Annotated in this window: 20 protein-coding genes and 2 pseudogenes; 8 read left to right on the top strand and 14 right to left on the bottom strand. The window is 39.5% G+C overall.

Annotated features, from left to right (window positions below):
* The first annotated feature begins 272 nt into the window (after positions 1-272).
* Positions 273-1,343, top strand: a complete 1,071-nt coding sequence (locus A8F94_RS16205; protein ID WP_066202573.1) for a sulfite oxidase — start codon at positions 273-275, stop codon at positions 1,341-1,343.
* 150 nt (positions 1,344-1,493) lie between these two features.
* Here A8F94_RS16205 and A8F94_RS16210 read toward each other — a convergent pair whose 3' ends face one another.
* From A8F94_RS16210 to A8F94_RS16225, 4 genes are all read right to left on the bottom strand, one after another.
* Positions 1,494-2,249: an SDR family NAD(P)-dependent oxidoreductase gene (locus tag A8F94_RS16210; RefSeq protein ID WP_066202575.1), complete on the bottom strand. Its 756-nt coding sequence runs from the start codon at positions 2,247-2,249 to the stop codon at positions 1,494-1,496.
* A gap of 17 nt (positions 2,250-2,266) precedes the next feature.
* Complete coding sequence (locus A8F94_RS16215; protein WP_066202577.1) at positions 2,267-3,223, bottom strand: hypothetical protein; 957 nt, start codon at positions 3,221-3,223, stop codon at positions 2,267-2,269.
* Positions 3,224-3,597: 374 nt separating this feature from the next.
* Positions 3,598-4,056 (bottom strand): SMI1/KNR4 family protein, encoded by a 459-nt coding sequence (locus A8F94_RS16220; RefSeq protein ID WP_066202579.1) that lies wholly within the window; start codon positions 4,054-4,056, stop codon positions 3,598-3,600.
* 21 nt (positions 4,057-4,077) lie between these two features.
* Positions 4,078-4,791 (bottom strand): hypothetical protein, encoded by a 714-nt coding sequence (locus A8F94_RS16225; RefSeq protein WP_066202581.1) that lies wholly within the window; start codon positions 4,789-4,791, stop codon positions 4,078-4,080.
* A gap of 262 nt (positions 4,792-5,053) precedes the next feature.
* On the opposite strand from A8F94_RS16225, the gene A8F94_RS16230 reads away from it, so the two are divergent.
* Positions 5,054-5,773 (top strand): class I SAM-dependent methyltransferase, encoded by a 720-nt coding sequence (locus tag A8F94_RS16230; RefSeq protein WP_077247767.1) that lies wholly within the window; start codon positions 5,054-5,056, stop codon positions 5,771-5,773.
* Positions 5,774-5,936: 163 nt separating this feature from the next.
* Here A8F94_RS16230 and A8F94_RS16235 read toward each other — a convergent pair whose 3' ends face one another.
* Positions 5,937-6,266, bottom strand: coding sequence for a hypothetical protein (locus A8F94_RS16235; protein ID WP_066202583.1), 330 nt, complete (start codon positions 6,264-6,266; stop codon positions 5,937-5,939).
* Positions 6,267-6,430: 164 nt separating this feature from the next.
* Between A8F94_RS16235 and A8F94_RS16240 the strand changes: the two genes are divergently transcribed.
* Positions 6,431-7,048, top strand: a complete 618-nt coding sequence (locus A8F94_RS16240) for a TetR/AcrR family transcriptional regulator (RefSeq protein WP_441294200.1) — start codon at positions 6,431-6,433, stop codon at positions 7,046-7,048.
* 382 nt (positions 7,049-7,430) lie between these two features.
* On the opposite strand, the pseudogene A8F94_RS26675 reads toward A8F94_RS16240, so the two are convergent.
* Both A8F94_RS26675 and A8F94_RS16255 read right to left on the bottom strand, forming a co-directional pair.
* A pseudogene (locus tag A8F94_RS26675) lies at positions 7,431-7,578 on the bottom strand (YkvA family protein); the annotation flags it as partial.
* Positions 7,579-9,084: 1,506 nt separating this feature from the next.
* Positions 9,085-9,567 carry a hypothetical protein gene (locus A8F94_RS16255; protein WP_139070118.1) on the bottom strand — a complete coding sequence of 161 codons (483 nt, stop codon included), beginning with the start codon at positions 9,565-9,567 and terminating at the stop codon, positions 9,085-9,087.
* Between the two features lie 326 nt (positions 9,568-9,893).
* Between A8F94_RS16255 and pepF the strand changes: the two genes are divergently transcribed.
* On the top strand, positions 9,894-11,711 hold the full coding sequence (gene pepF, locus A8F94_RS16260; RefSeq protein WP_066202589.1) for an oligoendopeptidase F: 1,818 nt from the start codon (positions 9,894-9,896) through the stop codon (positions 11,709-11,711).
* A 310-nt stretch (positions 11,712-12,021) separates the two neighbouring features.
* On the opposite strand, the gene A8F94_RS16265 is transcribed toward pepF, so the two are convergent.
* Both A8F94_RS16265 and A8F94_RS26680 read right to left on the bottom strand, forming a co-directional pair.
* The gene (locus A8F94_RS16265) at positions 12,022-12,591 is read right to left on the bottom strand and encodes a hypothetical protein (RefSeq protein WP_139070119.1); all 570 of its coding nucleotides are present in this window, start codon (positions 12,589-12,591) and stop codon (positions 12,022-12,024) included.
* A gap of 166 nt (positions 12,592-12,757) precedes the next feature.
* Positions 12,758-13,224 (bottom strand): annotated as a pseudogene (locus tag A8F94_RS26680) (VOC family protein).
* Positions 13,225-13,641: 417 nt separating this feature from the next.
* On the opposite strand from A8F94_RS26680, the gene A8F94_RS16275 reads away from it, so the two are divergent.
* On the top strand, positions 13,642-14,130 hold the full coding sequence (locus A8F94_RS16275) for a YsnF/AvaK domain-containing protein (protein ID WP_066202592.1): 489 nt from the start codon (positions 13,642-13,644) through the stop codon (positions 14,128-14,130).
* Between the two features lie 68 nt (positions 14,131-14,198).
* The gene (locus tag A8F94_RS16280; protein WP_066202596.1) at positions 14,199-14,600 is read left to right on the top strand and encodes a YsnF/AvaK domain-containing protein; all 402 of its coding nucleotides are present in this window, start codon (positions 14,199-14,201) and stop codon (positions 14,598-14,600) included.
* A gap of 226 nt (positions 14,601-14,826) precedes the next feature.
* Here A8F94_RS16280 and A8F94_RS16285 read toward each other — a convergent pair whose 3' ends face one another.
* The 5 genes from A8F94_RS16285 to A8F94_RS16305 all read right to left on the bottom strand — a co-directional run bounded on the left by A8F94_RS16285 (position 14,827) and on the right by A8F94_RS16305 (position 16,986).
* Positions 14,827-15,525 (bottom strand): SRPBCC domain-containing protein, encoded by a 699-nt coding sequence (locus A8F94_RS16285; protein WP_066202599.1) that lies wholly within the window; start codon positions 15,523-15,525, stop codon positions 14,827-14,829.
* On the bottom strand, positions 15,512-15,844 hold the full coding sequence (locus A8F94_RS16290; protein WP_077247770.1) for a metalloregulator ArsR/SmtB family transcription factor: 333 nt from the start codon (positions 15,842-15,844) through the stop codon (positions 15,512-15,514). The genes A8F94_RS16285 and A8F94_RS16290 overlap by 14 nt, the downstream gene beginning before the upstream one ends.
* Before the next feature lie 197 nt (positions 15,845-16,041).
* The gene (locus A8F94_RS16295) at positions 16,042-16,479 is read right to left on the bottom strand and encodes a VOC family protein (RefSeq protein ID WP_066204004.1); all 438 of its coding nucleotides are present in this window, start codon (positions 16,477-16,479) and stop codon (positions 16,042-16,044) included.
* A 29-nt stretch (positions 16,480-16,508) separates the two neighbouring features.
* Positions 16,509-16,769, bottom strand: coding sequence for a hypothetical protein (locus A8F94_RS16300; RefSeq protein WP_066202601.1), 261 nt, complete (start codon positions 16,767-16,769; stop codon positions 16,509-16,511).
* A complete protein-coding gene (locus A8F94_RS16305) occupies positions 16,762-16,986 on the bottom strand; it encodes a hypothetical protein (RefSeq protein ID WP_066202603.1) in 225 nt (74 codons plus the stop codon). The genes A8F94_RS16300 and A8F94_RS16305 overlap by 8 nt, the downstream gene beginning before the upstream one ends.
* Before the next feature lie 399 nt (positions 16,987-17,385).
* Between A8F94_RS16305 and kynU the strand changes: the two genes are divergently transcribed.
* On the top strand, positions 17,386-18,666 hold the full coding sequence (gene kynU, locus A8F94_RS16310; RefSeq protein ID WP_066202605.1) for a kynureninase: 1,281 nt from the start codon (positions 17,386-17,388) through the stop codon (positions 18,664-18,666).
* A 34-nt stretch (positions 18,667-18,700) separates the two neighbouring features.
* Entirely contained in the window at positions 18,701-20,101 is a 1,401-nt protein-coding gene (locus tag A8F94_RS16315) for an amino acid permease (RefSeq protein ID WP_066202607.1), read from the top strand.
* Positions 20,102-20,262 lie beyond the last annotated feature (161 nt).

Consider the following 20,262-nt stretch of genomic DNA (forward strand, 5'->3'; position numbering starts at 1 on the left):
CCGTTCTTCTTATTTCATCCAAACCACGTCTCTTGAATATTCACCGAAAATGTTTCATCGATAGCCTGCATATTTACCTAGTTTATTATTGCTTGCACTCCATATGCTCCTGATTCTTGAGGTGTCCTCACGTTTCATCCTTTAGTTGTTTCCCTCTTAATCGGTCCAATTTAAATCTTAAGCTCTTTTGAGCGTCGATTTTCACTTTAATATCTAATTAGATTTCATTGTTCATAAACATATTTATAAACGTTTCTAATTAGGAGGAAGTTATGGACAGAGCAAACCACCCTAAAGTAAAACCATATTTACTGACTAGGAGTTTGTTTCCGGAAAATCAGGAGACACCCATTCAATTGATCGAGACTGATATCATTCCGAACAGGTTGTTTTATAGGCGGAATCACTTTTCCTATCCCACATTATCCTACTCAAATTACTGGCTGCCGATAAAAGGGGAAGTATTAAAACCGGTGCTGCTCTCGATGCAGGAGATTCTTACATTGCCTTCAAAAACGATACAAGTTGTCCTTGAATGTTCGGGAGATAAACGCAGCTTTTTCGAGCCTAAGGTATTTGGAGAACAAATGGAAAAGGGAGCGATAAGCCAAGGTTTGTGGAAAGGCGTACCTTTAAGGACCCTGCTTGAACGTTCAGGAATTAGCGAAGGAGCAAAAGAAGTTGTTGTGGAAGGATATGATTATGGAGAAAGGACCGATTTAGATCATGTTTTCCCCTACGCCAGAAGTTTACCTATTGAGAAGGCACTCCACCCTGAGACCATCATTGCCTATGAATACAATAACAAGCCGATTCCATTTAAACATGGTTATCCACTGAGATTGATTGTTCCTCAGTGGTACGCAATGGCATCCGTTAAATGGATGAAACAGATTCATGTGATCGATTCAAATTTCACAGGACCCTTTCAAGCAATTGATTATGTGTATTACCCGAATAAGGAAAATAATAAAGATTCCTTTCCTGTTACAACAATCAATGTAAACTCGACTATTCAAAAACCTTTGGACATGGAGATTTTAAATACTGGTAATCATGTAATTAAAGGAATTGCCTGGACCGGCAATGGAATGATTTCACAGGTAGACGTGAGTGTAGACGGCGGAAGTACTTGGCGACCTGCAACATTAGGCCAGAATAAAAGTGAAGGCTATAGCTGGCAAGCCTGGTCGTATGAATGGACTGTATCAAGGAAAGGGGAATATGCAATCATGTCCAAAGCCACCGATTCATATGGACGCACCCAGCCAGCTCACGCTTTTTGGAACAGGAAGGGGTATGGGTATAATGCAATTGATACTATCAAGGTTAAAGTAGAATAGCCTTGATTTACATTAAAGCAGATTTGTCCTGCTCTTATCTTTTGTATTGATAGCACAGTATAAAAGGCTAGGTACGCATCCTAGCCTTTTATTGCGTTTTATAGGAGAGGTTTGAAGCAAGGGGATTTTCTTTTCCCCCCTTCTTCTTACTCAAAAATTCATCCTCGACTGCCCGCCATCCACATTTATGCTGGCTCCGACAATCCACGAAGCTTTTTCGGAGGCGAGGAATACGGCAACATTCGCGATTTCCTCAGGGGTGCCGAAGCGACCGGCCGGGATTTCCTTGTTTACGAATTCTTTCATGCCTTCGGGGTCAGCCTCTATGCGTTTTTTCCAGTTGCCTGTTTCGTGCAGGATACTTCCTGGTGCGATGCTATTTACCCGGATTCCACTGGAAATCACTTCGTCTGCCAGAGACTTGGTGAAACTGATCAAGGCAGATTTGGCATTGTTATACGTTACCTTTCCCCCGCTTTCCCTGCCAAAAATCGATGTAATGTTAATGATGGAACCTGACTGTTGCGTTTTCATATGCTCGACAGCTAATTTACTTAAATGGACAGCAGAAAAATAATTCAACTCCATGGCTTCATGGAATAACTCCATTTCAGTCTCTGTTGCTTTTCCGCCATTGCTGCCGCCTGCATTATTGATAAGCACATCAATGGTTCCGTATGTTTCAACAAAAGCAGTAATAAGCTTCTCCCGTTCCTCTGGTTTCGTGATATCTGCCTGAAAAATGGAGACATTCATTTCTTCCTTTGCTTTTTCAAGTGCCTCCATTCCCCTAGCTGAAATTCCTACATCTGCCCCTTCCTCTTTAAACGCTTTGGCAATCGCTTTCCCTATTCCTTTCGAGCCGCCTGTGATGAGGACATTTTTTCCTTGCAACTGCAAATCCATTAAACCAGCTCCTTACACTACCATATTCTTGTTAACGGCACTTTCTTTTGATGTAACTCGATTTCCAATGAGTCATCCCCAACGGAAAGAACCTTTATTTCAATTTTGTCCGGATGTTCGACCGGCTTCCAGGACCGGTCCTCCGCTTGCTCTACTTCAAAAATTACCTTATTTTCTTTCTCATCATACTTCCATCTGCCACTATAAAAAATTCCTTCTTCTCCCTTTATTTCAGCCAGAGTGGCCAAGCCGGTGTCAGAAAAAAGCAGAGAAATGTACTCATCTTCATTTTCATTAGAATAATCCCATGAACCGACCGCAGGATTGTCCTTAATTGATGGGTCTGGTGGAGTAAACTCTGTCTCAGGTTGGATTTTCCGCTCATCCACAATTTCAAATTTCCTAATGATTTTCGTATGCGGCAAATAGTGAATTTTCACCTGATCTCCAAGACCAAACTCTTCATGTTGCGTTAAAAGATAGTCTTTATTATCTATTTCTACTGAAATGTAGGAAAGTGACTTCCGGCCTGAAACCTTTACGTAATCAGATATGTAGCCAGTGGCGGTTTCTGACTTCCCTAACAGATACGATGGAAAATCGAGCAAAAAGTCTCCTCCAATCGCAAAAGCCCCTGCCGGAACCCCCAGAAAAATAACAGGGACGAGGATCCATGAGAAAACAGTATTGAGCTTTTCCTTCGTGGTTGTCTTCCATCTTTGAAATGGGGACAGTTTCCTGAGACGTTTTGTCTCCTCTTTTCGTTTCTTTTCTTTATAAATTGCCCGTTTCTTTTTTAAGGAAGGATTTTTCCACAAATGATATTGCTGATGCAAACCGTCCCAGACAATTTTCCAGAAAAAGATAGCAAGAATCCCAATCGTACAGACAGAAATTGTTATAGTATAGAAAAGATAATAAGAAAAAAATGCGGTCAAAAACCAAATCACCAGAAGTGCTATTAAAATGTACATTATATCCCCCTCCCTTCACTGAACGGTAATTTGGTTCAGGATTTTGAGAAGAAGCCGAGGCTGAATTTCATTTTTGGCTTGCTCCCTTATCTGGAGTAACCTCCGCCGAATGATTACAAATAATACTATTGGCACACAATTTGCAAGTTAGTGCAATTGCAGACATAGTACTGGATTGTGGCTCAAGTCGACTATATCGGACTTGTTCTAAATTAGACTTTTTAAACCTTGCTCAAGGACATTTTCACAATTGCTGCCACCACGTTTTGTCCTTGAAATCTTTGCTCAAGGACATTTTGACATTTCCGCAACGACGTTTTATCCTTGAATTTAAAGGAAATACCCAAGTGGTGAAATCCCATTTGGGTACCTAATCATGGATATAGAGAATCAATAAATTCTTCATACGAGTTGCTGATATATTCCAGTCCAATTCTTCTCATTTCCTCCTGGCTGCCGACATCCTCTTCATCCGGTGCCAGTTCATGCTTCCATAGCACAATACTTGGAGTTTCATAGCTATTTTTAAAATCAAAGCAAATTAGATCTCCCGTTACTTCATATCCGAACGGAATAATTCCGTGCGGCAGACCTTCCACTATCTTTGAATAAATTCTGAGTAAGCCAACTGGGTCATCTCTTAACGTAAGTAAGCGGTCCATCACATAGCCTTTTCTTCTTACCGTATCAAATCGATTCGGCTCAGGATGTCCTCCATCATGCGCTATGACACTCGCAACATACTCTTTCGGGAATTTAATTGTCAATAAACGCTCAACCTGCCGGACATAGTCCAGTATTAATGGGCCGTTCGAACGATGCCAAAAAACCACTATCTTCACCTTCCATTTATATTATCCTTTATGTACATCCGTTTCCGAAAACTTATTGGCCTTTCTGGCTTTAAGTGCTTTTCGCTCGGCTCTTGATAATTTCTTGCGCCCTTTTGGATGATCGTCCGCAGCCCCCACTTCAAATTGTGCAGGGTAAAAGAAAACAGGCACTAGGAACGTGAGGAGGAGTCCCAGTAAATACATAGCGGTTGGCAGATAGATTGCCTTCACTTTATTATCCATTAGCTGCATAATGATTCCTTCAGATGGACGATATTGACCAGGGATTGCAATGAAAGCTATTACAACGGTTGCAATAAGAAACCCTTTTCCAATCCACGAATCAGCTGGATCATGGATTGCTTCCGCAATGACTTTTGTTTTTGTAAAAAGAAAAAACAAAAGCAGCAAATAAATGCCTAACGAGATATAAAAATAGATTGTACCAAAAGTAAAGAAAAATAATGGCATGACCGCATGAAGCCCAAAGTTAAAAAACATAAAAAATGCCATTACTCGTTGGTGAGATTCCCTTTCCAGGCCGCTTCGCCAAACTCGCCAGCCAATGAACAACTGTAGAAACAATACAATGGTAAAAATAAAAAACAACACCCATGAGGCAACGATTAAACTAACCACCGGTGCAATCATTACATACATCATGACAGGGCCAGCAACTTGGCCATAATTTAGGTAGTTTTTAAATGTCCTCTCGACCTCTTCCCAATCAAACATACTCCAAGCCTCCTCCCTATTTAAAAATAACTACTTCATTTATACGTAGGTTAAATCGGATAAGATTCAGTTTTGCACTACCCAGTTGATGTTAACATAATGAGGAATTCTTCCCAACATACAAACTCCAAATATATGCAGCTCACAGCCAATACCCTACCTAGGATTCACTCACTTTATGCTCCTTTAGATTGGGTTCAAGAATCATCAGGAACCATCTTTTTTCTCTATTCATATTATGGCGAATAAAAAAATAAAGTAGGTGGTTCTAATTGGGGCTTCAAAGTATTTAGAGTTTCTGTCCAAATTCGGTGTTAGCGGTGCACATCCTGGTGGATTCGAACTAACAAAGAAGATATTCGAACATGAACAGATTAACAAATTCTCCCGCGTTTTAGATGTAGGCTGTGGAACTGGCCAAACAGCTGCCTACCTGGCATCGCGTTATGGTGCGAAAGTAACAGGGTTGGATTTTAATCCCCTAATGGTGGAAAAAGCCAAAAAGAGAATGATAAAATCCCGCTTGCCAGTGGAAATCCATCAAGGCTCAATTGAAAAATGCCCGTTACAAAGCAGTAAATATGACTTCATTGTTTCCGAATCTGTTTTGTCTTTTGTCAACAAGCCCCGGGCACTTAAGGAAATAACCAGATTATTAAAGCCTGGCGGGCGGTTTATTGCAAATGAGCTTACCGTTGTGGGGAGACTAGGGAAGAATTCCGAGGAGGAAATTAAACGATTTTATGGGTTTGATTCGATTCTTATGGAAAAGGATTGGATTTCTTTATTTAAACAGGCTGGTTTAAAAAATATTAGTACGTTTTTAAACGCACCTTCCCTCCTTGAAAACCAATCAATGCCCGAATTTCAGTACTCGAAACATATTGAACCTGATTTATACGAGATCTTGCACAAGCATATGTATTTAACAGTAAAATATCAGGAGGTATTAGACTACAAAGTGTATTTATGTGCTAAATAACCTTTTACATTTTTTGAAGGAAATTTTAATCCTATTTCAAGGTAAATTTTCTAATTTGAAAGGAGCCCGAAATTCTAAAGCTCCATTTATATAATGTGATTTCTCTTTATATAGAAAAGGCCTGCAGGGACATTATCCACTACAGGCCTTTTTTGCAGGAAAATTAAATAAAGAATGGGAAAAACGGTCCGAACCGGCGAATTCCAAAGAACGGGAATCCAAATAATCCAAATGGCCCGAAGAAGGGGAAGAACTGCCTGCTTTCACTGCTGCTGCTTTCTTCCATTGAATGGGTGGGTATATGAGAATGGCCCGACTTGTGCATAAGGAGATACATTTTGTCCTTGTCATAACTATGAAGGATTCCTTGGTATACGGAGCCATCATTCATCTCAACTTGAATCACTTGGTATAAGTGTTGTTTGCACTTTTTGTGAAAATCCGTCATATCTCTTTCACCATTTAGGGCATTGTGATGACTATATGGTTGCATAGAAATAACCTCCTCTAATTTACTGCCCTTACAAATTATTCCTAGACGAGGTTTTGTGTTACAAGTTTTTAGGCAAATGATTCGCGCCACACATTAGAACGCACTTTCGTACTTGCAAAAAGCCATATATACTTAATACAAACAAAACGTAAGGGGATAAAAACGTGACAGAGAAGGAATCGATTGATAAGCGTCATTTACGTTCTATGATGACGAGAGAAAAACTGCTGGAGGCGGCTAAAGAGGTATTTGTAAAAGAAGGGTATCAAAAAACGACCATTTCTCAAATTATTAAAAAGGCTGAGGTAGGATATGGCACTGCGTATGTGTACTTTGAAGGGAAAGAGGATCTATTAATTGTTTTGATGGAAGATGTGATGCAAAAATTCTATCAGATTGCTGAGACGCCTTTTTTTCCTGAGTCTACAAAAGCAGCAGAGGAAATCATACAAGCCCAAGCCTATTCCTTTCTAAAATTAGCCGAGAAAGAGCGGGCAATGTTGCAGGTTTTTCATCAAGCAATCGGGTTCTCCACTGCCGTTGCTGATAATTGGAGAAAAATCCAAACTAAGTTCATCCAGCGAATCTCAAAGGATATCGCCTTTTCTCAGCAAAAAGGTCTTGCCTATCAAGGTTTGAATCATGGTATTGTAGCTCGGGCATGGTTTTTTATGAATGAAATGTATTTATGGGAAATCGTCCGGGACGAAAATCAGGCTACAGTTGAAGAAATCTCTAAAACAATCAGTTCTATTTATACATCTGGTTTATATAAATTATAGGTCGATACGAACAAAAAAACGGGCGAACCTTTTCCAATGGGTTGGATTTAGAAGTACAAAATTCAAATTAATAGTGCTTTACACAAGGTAATAGCAGAGAAATCAACATACATTTTGCAGCCACTTTAGCAGTAGTATTAGCATACGAAAAAGCTCAGTAGCCATATAAAGGCCTGAGCTTACTTTATAGTAATGTGCTGTTGAACATTAGCACCCGTTAGCTTAATAAGTTATAAATTTTTATAATATACCAAATAATAATTAAACCCCAAATTGATACTATTATTGAACCGAATATCCAATTTTTCGGTTTACCATTTTTCATCATTTCTTCTGCAAACTTCACAGTCAGATAATACATTATTCGGTATCATTTTCAACGCAAACAATATCCCTATAGGAAGGAGAATTACGTCATCTAAATAGCCAAGAATAGGAATAAAATCTGGTATTAGGTCAATTGGACTGAACGCATAAGCAACCACACAAGCAGTAAATAGCTTTGCAAACCAGGGTGTTCTTGTATCTTTATAAGCATAGTAAAGAATAAATATCTGTCGCTTTATACTTTTCGCCCAAGCCTTCATTTTCATAAACATTTTATCTCCTAAATAATCAATAGATTTCATTTTCATTATAACAAAATAAGATGGATGGTTATTGTATTAACCTGCCCGTTAGCCATCCATGAAGCGGAAATCACTGCTTCACCACAGAGAATGAAAATATGTTGGTATGACCATACTGTTTATTAATCCAGTCAACCAATCCATAGATCAATGATCCGTGGCTCCCTCATTTTTTTAACACATGAGGCGAGTGTTCTTTGGTACTGTCTTTTTTTATGTTTAGAGAAGTTTATTTTAATGGTAGAGTTGAAGTAGAAAAAGAGGCGTTTATTCAATAATCGCGCCTGATTGTTGAATTAAGACAGAATAAATGCTTGTGGAATCACGTTTATCTAGGGAATTAGTTTAGAACTCAGAATTAATGGTTGTAGCTTAGATGCTTCAGCCAAATTTAACTTCTTCCGGCACATTTGGCTAACGCTAGTGCGCGAAAGGGGCTTTCAAGAAAAGTAACCGCACACCTAGAATAGCTGCAATGGGGTAGACAATAACAGGCGGTAGCGGGACGCCGGCAAGGAGCACGACGAGTACTAGGACACTTAACACTGCAACAAGCCCCCCCATCACCTTAGCCACGCCACTCCAATAAAAGGCCAAACCGAAGAATGCTACAGTGAGCAACGTTAGGCCGATCGCTACGACCCCAAGCCACCCGAAATGTGCGGACATAAGGAGCGACGGCACATCGTTTGTGTCGCGTACGCCATCTGTGGGAGCGGTCAAACGCAGTAGTAGAATGAAAGCATATACAGCCGTGACTGTTATGATGCCCCACACACCCGCACGGGACATCACAGCTCCGCGTGTATGCTTCAGGAGTCCTGCCAGTAGTCCCAACCCAATCACTGCAGCTAAAGTACCCGCGAAGAATAACAGGCTTTGCACCGTCCACGCTACCTGTTGGCCTGTGAGAGCGCCTAGCTTAGTGAGTGAGTCACCCGGATTGTAGAAATCGCCTAGCTGGGGCATAAAAGCCACTGCCCCAACGAACCACAAAACTGGACTGGTGATAAGCAATAGCCCTGCAATTTTCAAACGTAGGGGCACGTCATTTCTAGCGGGGACGGTATTATTTTCATTTTTCTCAGTGGTTATCGTGTTTATAATAATTGCCTCCAATCATTTATGTTCTATTTGAATTATATGAGGTTAGCGATTTATTTAGCATACTTCCTTTAAATATTGGCAAGTTATTGATGGTTGTTGCAATTAAACCGGGAAGAAATAACACAACATTGAATGGTGTCACTTCACATACTAATAAAAGATTCTTCTTCATCATTTTTTTAAGTTCCAAAAAATTAGAGGTGTATGTTATATATTCAACAATCTGGCCCGATTGTTGAACACAAGTTAAACATCGTTCTTCAACTAAACTGCCCCGTTAGTTCAATAAGCAAGAGCCAGCTATTTAGAATTATTCCTCCACCGTTTTAAAATTCTATTAAATACATACTCCCTAATGTTAATGAAATCAATGTTAGTTAGGTTATGATTCTGCAATAAAGCTTTAACCCTTTCGGAAACGATTACAGTGCCCTTCCAATTATTAAAGAAAAATATGTCGGTTCCATCCCAACTATCAAGGTTAATGCTTAAACCATCTTCTTTATCTAATATTCGGGAAGAAACTCTATGACATAAGGGACAATTGGGAATTTCATTACCCTTTAGGTTTGTGAGAAGACCGCCTCTTCCGGATACTTCCATTTGTTTTAAATCTGTATTAAGCAAGTTTCCTTTTTCATCGTCAATCAAGATTTCTTTTAAATGGAATCCCGTTATATTACTCGAAAGTATAGCACTTTGAAAATCGGGACTTATGATACTCCATTTATACACGCGGTAATAATCTGTTCCCTCCTCAGGATTACCTTCAAATGAAATCACAAGAGGTCCTACTGGCTGAGTATTAATTCCGCCACATTTTGCGCAAACTTTTTTTGTGTATTCTTTTCTACCAGTATGCGATTGGTTCCGACTTGCTTTGTAAAACATAAAATTCCATCAGACCCACCCCTTTGTCTTTAAGAACATATATCCTATTCCAAAACCTCTGATTACGGTCATTAGTTTTAGCCATAATTTTAAACTAACCTTCCCAGATAGCTTAATAAGGGTTTTATCAATTGCATAATGAAGGAATTTTCCAAAAGAAAGAAGAATACTATTAATGGTATTGCTTCGTAAAACGATAGCTAGATAGGGGGATCAATATGACGAATGAAACTGCAGTAAAAAAGTTACCTGCAAGAAGCGAGGTTCCGGTTGAGGAAACGTGGCGCCTTGAAGATCTCTTTGCGTCCGATGATGACTGGGAGAAGGAATTCCAGGAAGTGAAAGAGCTTATTCCAGGAGTAAGCGCCCATCGTGGAAAACTCGGTGAAAGTGCAGATAGCCTATACACCGCTTTGCAGGAACACGACCAGCTCCTTGGTCGGATTGGCAGTTTGTATACATATTCCCACCTGAGGTACGACGAGGATACCGGAAATTCCTTTTATCAAGGAATGGATGGCAGAATGAAGGCATTCTATTCCCAGGCGGCAAGCCAGCTTGCTTTTATCGTGCCGGAAATTCTTTCAATTGATGAGCCAAAAATCAAAGGATTTTTGGAGGAAAAACCTGAGCTTAAGCTGTACGAGCATGCCCTAGAAGAAATCAACCTCCAACGCCCGCATATTTTATCCGCTGAAAAGGAGGCGCTCCTGGCTGAAGCCGATGAAGTGATGGCTGCGTCATCAAACACGTTCGGTATGCTGAATAACGCGGACCTGGAGTTCCCACCAATTAAGGATGAAAACGGGGAAGAGGTCGAAGTGACCCATGGCCGCTACTCTAGATTCCTTGAGAGCGCGGATGCAAGGGTGCGCCATGACGCGTTCAAGGCAGTTTTTGATACCTACGGAAAGTTCAGGAACACATTTGCGAGCACACTTAGCGGCCAGGTGAAGAAGGACAACTTCAATGCCCGTATCCGCAACTATGATTCTGCCCGTCAAGCCGCGCTGGCCGCGAACAATATCCCGGAAACCGTCTATGACAATCTTGTTCATTCAATCAGTAACAATTTGCATTTGCTGCACCGTTATGTAAAGCTTCGCAAAAAAGTGCTTGGCGTCAACGAGCTTCATATGTATGATTTGTATACTCCGCTTGTAAAGGATGTCAAGATGGAGATTTCGTACGATGAAGCCCGGGACCTCGTGTTGAAGGGCCTTGCACCGCTTGGCGAGGAGTATCAGAACATCCTGAAAGAGGGCTTTGATAACCGATGGGTCGACGTCCACGAAAACAGAGGAAAGCGGAGCGGGGCGTATTCTTCGGGTGCTTACCGTACGAATCCGTATATCCTGATGAACTGGCACAACAATGTGGACAACCTGTTTACGCTTGCCCATGAATTCGGACACTCGGTCCATAGATATTATACAAATAAAGCCCAGCCATATCCGTATGCCAATTTCAGCGTTTTCGTTGCCGAAGTCGCATCGACCTGCAATGAAGCGCTTTTGAATGATTATCTGCTAAAAACAATTGGTGACGAGCAAAAGCGGCTGTACTTGCTCAATCACTTCCTTGAAGGATTCAGGGCGACTGTATTCCGCCAGACGATGTTCGCGGAGTTCGAGCACCAAATCCACAAGAAGTCCCAGAACAACAAAACACTTACGGCAGATTCTTTGACCAAGGATTATTATGAGCTGAACAAAAAATACTTCGGCGGCCAGGATATTACCATTGATGAAGAAATCGGCCTCGAGTGGTCAAGAATCCCGCATTTCTATCACAACTACTATGTTTACCAATATGCGACAGGCTACAGCGCAGCAACCGCATTAAGCAGGCAAATCCTTGAAGAAGGACAGCCGGCAGTCAACCGCTACATCGACTTTCTGAAAGCCGGTAGCTCTGACTATCCAATTGAGGTACTCAAAAAAGCCGGCGTCGACATGACCAGTCCGGTACCAGTCGACAATGCCTGCAAAGCCTTCGAACAAGCACTAAACGAAATCGAACAAATCCTAAGCTAATGATTAGGGGCCAGGCGCCATCTCCAATAGGAGGGTGCCTGGCCTCGCTTATTAATCGTTAACGTAAATTCCTTGACCCGTATAGTATTGATATTAGGGAGTTGTTACACTATTTTCATTAATTTGTAGAACCTCTCCCTCAAATCTTTATATTTTCTCCTTTATGATTATTTGACTTATTAATTTAATTCGATAAATGTAAGTTTATTCCTTCTTCAACTAACCTGCCCCGTTTGTTGCAATAAAAAATTCAACAAAAAAGGGGTTAATCCTGCTGGACCAACGCACCCGTTTGTTTAAAAAGGATGAATCATTCATTTTTTTCTTGTAACCATTCTTTGTATTCAGATGTAGTATATTCATCAGTTTTTACCACGTTCCAATGATTATTTTTCTGTTTTAAGAAGACTTTCATTAGATATTCCCCACCAGATTCGTCGAAATCATTTCTCAAATAAACAATGCTTCCGTGAACAAGAACTATTACTTCATTATCATTTATGGCATTCACCTTAATTCGTTCATAACTTTCAATATCGTAATTGGCATCCAACAAGTCAAATCCTTCTTTTAAGGTTTTAACCTCATTTTTCTCTGCATTAATTCCTTTTTCAAGGTCAATATTCTCTTTTAATTTGGGGTATCTTTCCCACAGAATATTTATATCATTATTTATTACTGCTTGAGTTCTATGATACATATACTCTCTTACAGGCTTTGAATATTTCACCCAATCTGATGGTTCAGGTTCAATAAATACTTCTTTATCCTTTTTTGAATTAAGGTAATCCGATAAAGCTACATTTTGTTGACACCCTAATAATGACAATATTAATACAACGGTTAAACTCCCAAAATGAATTTTCTTGATATTATCCACCTCCTACAATTTAATTCATGAGACGAATATTACTTGGGATATGTTTCGAAATGAATATTAAGACCTACTTCTTATTGCACTAAACTGCCCCGGCAGCTCAAGAAAGACTTCACCAAAAAAGGCGGTTAATCCTTCTTGGATCAACGCACCCCATAGTTCAAGGACATTACTTCACAATCTTGGTATTTTGTTTCCATTCCTCTAAAGTCATCATTTTAAATTCTTCTTCAAAATCTATCCTTAAAGGAGCAATCAATTCAATACTATTTCCATCAGGATCTTTAAAATAAATAGCTGCATGAGCTTGTGGATTATTAGGTAAGACTAATGGTTGTTTTTCAGGAGGGAATCCAAAATTAGTTGAGACAGCTATTCCCCTCTCTTCTAACCATCCCTTAACATTTTTCAAATCTCCTCGATCGATTTGGAAGGCTACATGTCTCAAAGAAGGATGGTAGGGGGTATTCACTTTATCTGTCTCCCACAATCCTAACCAGCTTCTTCCTTTATCAATCCAGAAAAACACTAAGTTTTCTTGTTTAACGCAATTTCCAAATCTAATTTTTTATAAAACTCCATAGAGTTTTCAAGATTACTGACAGGTAAATGTGCTTCATATAACCCTTTAATCAAAAACCCAACCCCCTATATTAGAAATAACTTCTATAAAAACATTTAAAATCCTTCTTCAACAAATCTGCCCCGTTTGTTCAACAATAGATTTTTTAATATGGGTTTTCCATACTCCAGATTAAATTTAATATTTTTCTTATCAAATAACAATTCAATAATAAGACCAAAAATCGCTATTCCAATACTTTCAAATCGAGAGAGGAGAAAAGAAGGGAATATCAAAATTAAAGAAAAAATTGAAACGATAGTTGCTAATAACCCAATAGTATAAATGACTCTCTCTTATCCGAAAATGGTAATTCAAATGGAATAGTTCCCATACTATATGGCCATTAATTTTTTTGGTTTAGAGCATAATTATCTCTTTAAAGCAAAATATATAACTGCTGTCTAAAATCAAATGCGAGGGGAATTTACATGGAAACTTTTTTTGGTGATGACAAATCACAAACTTCAGGTAGTCAGGGAAGTAAGACCAGTTCAAATCAACAGGATAGCCAAAGCAGCGGAAGCATCCAGCTTCATAAAGAAGAACTTGACATAACAAAAAATAATATCGACGCTGGTGAAGTAGTATTAAGTAAAGAAGTTGTTGAGGAGCAAAAGACTGTCAATGTACCAGTTATGCATGAAGAAGTTGTCATAAAGAGAACACCGATGAATAACGAACGGAGTAATGAATCCATTACCTCAGGCGAGACTATCCGTATTCCAGTCAGCCAGGAAGAAGTGGAGGTTAATAAATATACAGTCACTACCGAGGAGGTATCTGCTTCAAAACGTGAGGTAGAGGAAACTAAGCAAATCCAGGAAACACTCCAGCATGAAGAAGCCCATGTAAATACAACTGGTAGCGTCGAAATCGTTTCTGGTGCATCTGAATTTGAAGATATAAATAAAGGCTAAACCACTGAACACCTTTTCATTTCATTTAAATGGAAAGGTGTTTTAACTATCCCTGGAAGGTGATTCTTTTGCCAGAAAAACATGAAAAACGTGAACTCCAACTACATAAGGAACAATTGCAGGTAAGCAAGAAGTGGAGTGAAACAGCTAATGTTAGGGTCTATAAAAGAACTTATACCGAGGCGAAGCAAATTAATGTGCCCATAACTCGCGAAGAATTGATTATAGAAACAAAGTCAGTGCCTTCAGTTGACACCCAAAATTCAGGCATCGAAACAATAACCATTCCACTAATGGAAGAACGAATCGAGGTCATCCTTCATCCAACAGTATTGGAGGATGTGGAAATTTATAACCAGCAATATAAAGAGATTATCCCTATTCAGGAAATGTTAAAAGAGGAAATAGTGCGAATAGAAACAATGGGAGATGCAAAGGTTGTTTTAGATTTCCCTGATGGAGAAGGTTGAGGTTTTTATCCTCCATAAGAATCCTTATTAACTAACGAATGAAGAGCTAGAGTAACGCTTTTATGGCGTTGCTCTTTACTTAGAAATACTTATGATAAACTCCTGTAAACATTTTCTTATTGAACTAACCTGCCCCGATACTAATAACTGTAACAAAAAAAAGGCGTTAATCCTTAGATTAACGCACCAGTTACTAGAGAAGTATTTTTACGATCTTCATGGTATGTTAATAAGACACAGGATAAGCATCCACAAGGCAGCTTAATTCTAATTTTTCACTTTTTCTTTCTATCGTTAAGGTTACAGTCTGATTAACAGCTTTTTTGTTTAATGCTCTCCCAAATGATTCATACCCTACAATTTCTTCTCTATCGATTTCCTTTATTATGTCTCCAGGTTCAATCCCGGCAGCTGCAGCTACTGAACCTTTCTTTACCGTTAATACTCTTGTACCTATGGCCCCCTCGTTAGTTGTGTGTGTAATACCAATCCAACCTTTCCATAACTTTGCACGAATATCCTCACCTGTTTCATAGACACTCTTCAGATTTTCTAAGAATTGACCTGTACCAAACAACATATTTTCTTTTATAGCTTGAGACATTTCACTCAAAAAGGAAGCTTGATATTCAATACTCACCTTAATACCATTTTCAACTTCCATTAATGAAGTAATAGTAGTAAAATCACCATCCATACTTTGGATTGCAAAGCGTTTCATCGCATCAATTTCAGTGAATATACCTTCCGTTGTTGCTCCCCAACCATGATTCATGTAACCTTTGCCACCTACACAAAAATCTATTTCCGCATTTTTTGTATACCAACGGTTTAAATGCTCAGGTTTAGTCAAAGCATCCCATACTTCAATTAGAGTGGCATTAATAACAATTTCTCTTTTGACGGAGTCCTTAATCTTGTTCATCTCGAATCTCTCCTTTTTCAACATAATGTTTTAGACTTACGAGCTGATCACCGAGTAGTTCTCCGATGTATTGAAGCACATCCTGGAAAGCTATTTGGAGGGAGTTAGGGTTTAGCGAATAAATACGATACTTCCCTTTTAATCTCTCTGAAATAATTTTTTCCTCCAACAGAATAGTTAAATGCTTCTTAATGGCTGGTTGAGAGATATCGAATGCTTCAACTATCTCCTTTTGGGTTTTGCTTCCTTGTTTAAGTATGCTCAATATGCGACGGCGGGTAGGATCACCTAAAGCTCGATAGACATCTGGCATTTTCATTCCCTCCTCCCTTACATATAACCTAAAGGTTATATTCAATATAAACGCATTTGATAACGTTTTCAATATTTTTTTAAAAAATTATAGAAAATTATTCCTTTCGTTTGGACAATAAAGAATTCACCAGGGTGAGTAAATACTTCCTGGATTAAACGCACCGATAATTAAGAAGAAATCTTTAAAGTCCTTTATACTATTTATCTGACTTTCTCCGCCAACTCTAAAATAATACCCTCCGGACCACGAACATAGCATAACTTATAACTTTCTTCATATTGCTGTATCTCACTAAAGATTTCCGTGCCCCTCTTTTTCAATTTTTCAACTATAGCCTCAATATCTTCAACAGCAAAGCAAATATGCCGGATACCCAGTGTATTTGCAAAAGGTTGCTGAATATCCTTTTCATCTGATGGCGTATAAAATTTAACTAGTTCTATCCATGCCTGACCATCTGGCATCCCTAATCCTACACATGCCGTTTTAACATCATTAAGCCCAACTATTCTGTCTAACAGTTCTCCATCCAATTCCCATTCCGCTTTCACTTCAAGTCCTAAATCAAGAAAAAACGCTTTAGCCTCAGAAAGATTATTTACGTTTATACTCACATGATCTATTCTATTGATCTTCAGATTGCATACCTCCAATGTTCCGTTTATTTCTAATACCTGTATTCGTGTAAGGATTGTTTGAAATTCTTACAGGAAATATCTTCAACAAACCTAATGAAGGAGGGGTAGACCGCTTTTTTGGGGCTGTTCCCGTCTTCATACCCAATGAAGGATGGGTAAACATCTATTTTCAGGCTGTTCCCGTCTTCATAACCAATGAAGGATGGGTAAACATCTATTTTCAGGCTGTTCCCGTCTTCATACCTGCCTCGTAGTGGAAGATGAACCTCAACAGCAAGTGCATTAAACATTAGTTGATTCTCCCATCCAAAGAGCAACCATAAGAAAAATAAAATATAGGAACCCCCCCAATACTTTCCCCTTTGAATCTTTATTTTCAATTATTAAAGCAGCAGAAAGTATTATACAAACAATATATCCAACGAATCTTAATTCAGTAGCAAACGGAGATACAACAATTGAAATTACCGCTAATGAAATATATAGCCATTTAAAATTGAAATTCATTAATTGCCCCCCTTAACAAATCCGTCATGTTTTTTCTATCTGACTAAATCCTTCTTAAAGTAACCTTTCAAGATGGAATTCAACAAACGAGCGCCCAAATCCTTCTTAAATCATAGCACCCGTTTGCTGAGTGACATTTTACCTCAAATGCTTCTTTTAATTCTGAGAGAAATCTATTCCGCTTACTAACTGATATTTTTAACATTTGAAATGAAATACTAATTCAGATGCTAGTTAAATTGTTCCTCTCCCTTATCGTTACCTGTTAATCGGCTTCCAAATTGGCCGTTTCCGACCATTATGTTTTAAATTTTTAAAATATTCAGCTAAATGATATTGACATGATGTCAACTTCTGCTATATTCTTCAATTAACAAAGCTGAAAGGATGGTCGGAAAAATGAAAGCGGATACATTTTTGCCAACAATAGAATACGCCCAACAATTAGATCGGAATAGTATGACCTTTAGAGAAGAGTTTTACATTAAAGAAGGTACATATTATATGGACGGAAACTCGTTAGGGCTGCTTTCCAAGCGGGCGGAAAAAACATTGCTTCTCAGTTTGGATGATTGGAAGAATCTTGGCATCGATGGATGGATGTCAGGGCATCAGCCTTGGTTTGATTTTTCGGAGAAATTAGGCGCAATGACTGCCCCCTTGATAGGAGCAAAGCCAGAGGAAACAATTGTTACAGGTTCGATTACGAGGAACATTCATCAAATTTTAGCTACCTTTTACAAACCAGAAGGAAAACGGACAAAAATAGTAGCAGGCGAATTGGACTTCTCATCGGATATTTATGCGATAAAGTCCCAATTGCAGCTTCATGGACTTGATCCAAATGAACATTTAGTGTTGGTAAAAAGCCACGATTCCCGCACGATTGACGAAGCAGACATCATTTCTGCGATGACGGACGAGGTCGCCATCGTCTGGATGCCATCTGTTCTATATCGAAGCGGCCAGCTGCTGGATATGGAGCTTTTGGCGAAAGAAGCACATAGTAGAAATATATTAATAGGATTTGATTTGGCCCATTCGATTGGTGCTCTCCCGCATTCCATGCATGATTGGTGTGTCGATTTTGCTGTCTGGTGCAATTATAAGTATTTGAATAGTGGCCCGGGCGGTGTTGGAGGTTTATTTGTACATGAAAGGCATCATGGAAGAGCCCCTGGTTTGGCAGGCTGGTTTAGTTCAAGCAAAGATAAACAGTTTGATCTTGAATTAGAATTGACACATGCCCAATCAGCTGGTGCCTTCCAAATTGGTACTCCACATATTTTAAGTGCTGCCCCGCTCTTAGGGTCTCTTGAAATCTTTGCTGAGGCTGGAATTGAAAATCTCCGTGCAAAGTCCCTCGAAATGACTGACTATATGATGCAATTAATCGAGGTTGATCTTTCCAATTTTGGATTTACGATTGGAAACCCAAGGGAAGATGAACGCCGCGGCGGACATGTTTGTCTCGAGCATGATGAAGCGGCAAGAATTTGCAAAGCTTTGAAAGACCATCATGTAATCCCGGATTTCAGATTCCCAAATGTCATCAGGCTTGCCCCTGCCGCTTTATATACAACATTTGAAGATATATGGGAAACGATTCAAATTTTAAAAAGCGTTATGGTAAACGAAGAATATAAAAATTACGAGAATGCAAGAGAAGTAGTGGCTTAGTTTCCTATTCCGACCTAAAAAAAGGAGAATGCGCATGAAGCAAAACGGGAGTTTCCAGCAAATTGTCGATCGTGAAAAGGGTCTTAGTAAAAAGTTAACGACCGGGCAAATTTCAATGATTGCCATTGGAGGAGCAATTGGAACAGGGCTTTTTCTTGGGAGCGGCTTTGCAATTGGCCAAGCCGGGCCGAGCGTAATCATCAGCTATGCGATTGGGGCTTTTATTGCTCTATTGCTAATGGGATGTCTTGCTGAAATGACTGTTGCCCATCCTACCTCGGGATCATTCGGCGCCTATGCCGAACATTATATCAATCCATGGGCAGGTTATCTTGTCCGCTATTCTTATTGGGCCTGTATCGTTGCCGCTGTCGGAGTTGAAGTAACCGCGGTGGCTGTCTACATGTCCTACTGGTTTCCAAGTATCCCTGGCACTGTTTGGATTCTTATCTTTTCCGCGATTTTAATTTATGTAAATGCAACGAGCGTTAATTTATTTGGTTCTGTTGAATATTGGTTCTCGATGATTAAAATTGTGGCGATTGTCGCGTTTATTTTAATCGGCGCTTATGTTGTTTTTGGCGGGAGCAATCCGGAAATCGGCTTCCAAAACTATACAAATGATGGCGGCTTCCTTCCAAATGGCTGGTCAGGCATGTGGATTGCGGTGGTCATTGCCTTATTTAGTTATTTAAGTATCGAGATGATCGCTGTAACAGCCGGTGAAGCCGAAAACCCGCAAGTAGCAGTACCTAAAGCACTGAAGGCAACTGTTTTCCGTTTGATATTCTTCTATCTTCTCACCTTGACACTTATGCTTGCGATTGTACCGTGGGCCGGAGCAGGCATTGAAAAAAGCCCATTTGTCAAAGTCATTGAATTCATGAATATCCCTGGCGCTGCCGGAATCATGAATTTTGTTGTCCTGGTCGCTGCCCTTTCGGCTATGAATAGCCAGCTGTATATTACCACACGGATGATGTTTTCACTTTCGCGAGCAGGCTATGCACCGTCACGGTTTGGCAAATTAAATAAAAAGAATGTCCCTGTTTATTCCTTGGTCCTTTCGACGATTGGGATTGCCATTGCAGCCGTAATCCATGCCATCGTACCAGATCAAGCCTACTTGCTTATGATGGGAATCTCCATGTTCGGCGCCATGTTCACATGGCTGATGATATTTGTCACCCATTATTTCTTCCGTAAAAAATACAGAGGCGAAAAGCTTTCAGTAAGAATGTGGGGTTTTCCTTACTTGACCTTATTAGGAGCACTCCTCATGCTAAGCTTGCTCTTCACTACATGGTTTGTCTCCTTCTTCAAAGCAACCTTAATGGTCGGAATACCTTGGTTACTTCTATTATCTTTTGCATATTACTTGCATCAGAAGAAAACAAGACATGTCAAAATGGATGTTCAATCTAAAACAGTATAGAAGAATAGTGGCCCGCCTCTTTTAGCGCATCGAAAGAGGTGGGGCTTTTTTTTTCAAAAAACACCTCACCTTAAGCAACACCTATTTAACCTTTCCATGCCATATTTCAACCCCCACTATACGGGGTTAAAATGAACATAACAAAGGAATTTACGCTGGCA

The sequence above is a fragment of the Bacillus sp. FJAT-27225 genome, assembly GCF_001685025.1.
Classification (GTDB): Bacteria; Bacillota; Bacilli; order Bacillales; family Cytobacillaceae; genus Bacillus_D.

Bases quoted from the DNA above. Each gene is read 5' to 3' on its own strand.
- A8F94_RS16205 (WP_066202573.1), top strand. From the start codon at position 273: ATGGACAGAGCAAACCACCCTAAAGTAAAACCATATTTACTGACTAGG.
- A8F94_RS16210 (WP_066202575.1), bottom strand. From the start codon at position 2,249: ATGGATTTGCAGTTGCAAGGAAAAAATGTCCTCATCACAGGCGGCTCG.
- A8F94_RS16215 (WP_066202577.1), bottom strand. From the start codon at position 3,223: ATGTACATTTTAATAGCACTTCTGGTGATTTGGTTTTTGACCGCATTT.
- A8F94_RS16225 (WP_066202581.1), bottom strand. From the start codon at position 4,791: ATGTTTGATTGGGAAGAGGTCGAGAGGACATTTAAAAACTACCTAAAT.
- A8F94_RS16235 (WP_066202583.1), bottom strand. From the start codon at position 6,266: ATGCAACCATATAGTCATCACAATGCCCTAAATGGTGAAAGAGATATG.
- pepF (WP_066202589.1), top strand. From the start codon at position 9,894: ATGACGAATGAAACTGCAGTAAAAAAGTTACCTGCAAGAAGCGAGGTT.
- A8F94_RS16275 (WP_066202592.1), top strand. From the start codon at position 13,642: ATGGAAACTTTTTTTGGTGATGACAAATCACAAACTTCAGGTAGTCAG.
- A8F94_RS16285 (WP_066202599.1), bottom strand. From the start codon at position 15,525: ATGAACAAGATTAAGGACTCCGTCAAAAGAGAAATTGTTATTAATGCC.
- A8F94_RS16290 (WP_077247770.1), bottom strand. From the start codon at position 15,844: ATGAAAATGCCAGATGTCTATCGAGCTTTAGGTGATCCTACCCGCCGT.
- A8F94_RS16300 (WP_066202601.1), bottom strand. From the start codon at position 16,769: ATGTTTAATGCACTTGCTGTTGAGGTTCATCTTCCACTACGAGGCAGG.
- A8F94_RS16305 (WP_066202603.1), bottom strand. From the start codon at position 16,986: ATGAATTTCAATTTTAAATGGCTATATATTTCATTAGCGGTAATTTCA.
- kynU (WP_066202605.1), top strand. From the start codon at position 17,386: ATGAAAGCGGATACATTTTTGCCAACAATAGAATACGCCCAACAATTA.
- A8F94_RS16315 (WP_066202607.1), top strand. From the start codon at position 18,701: ATGAAGCAAAACGGGAGTTTCCAGCAAATTGTCGATCGTGAAAAGGGT.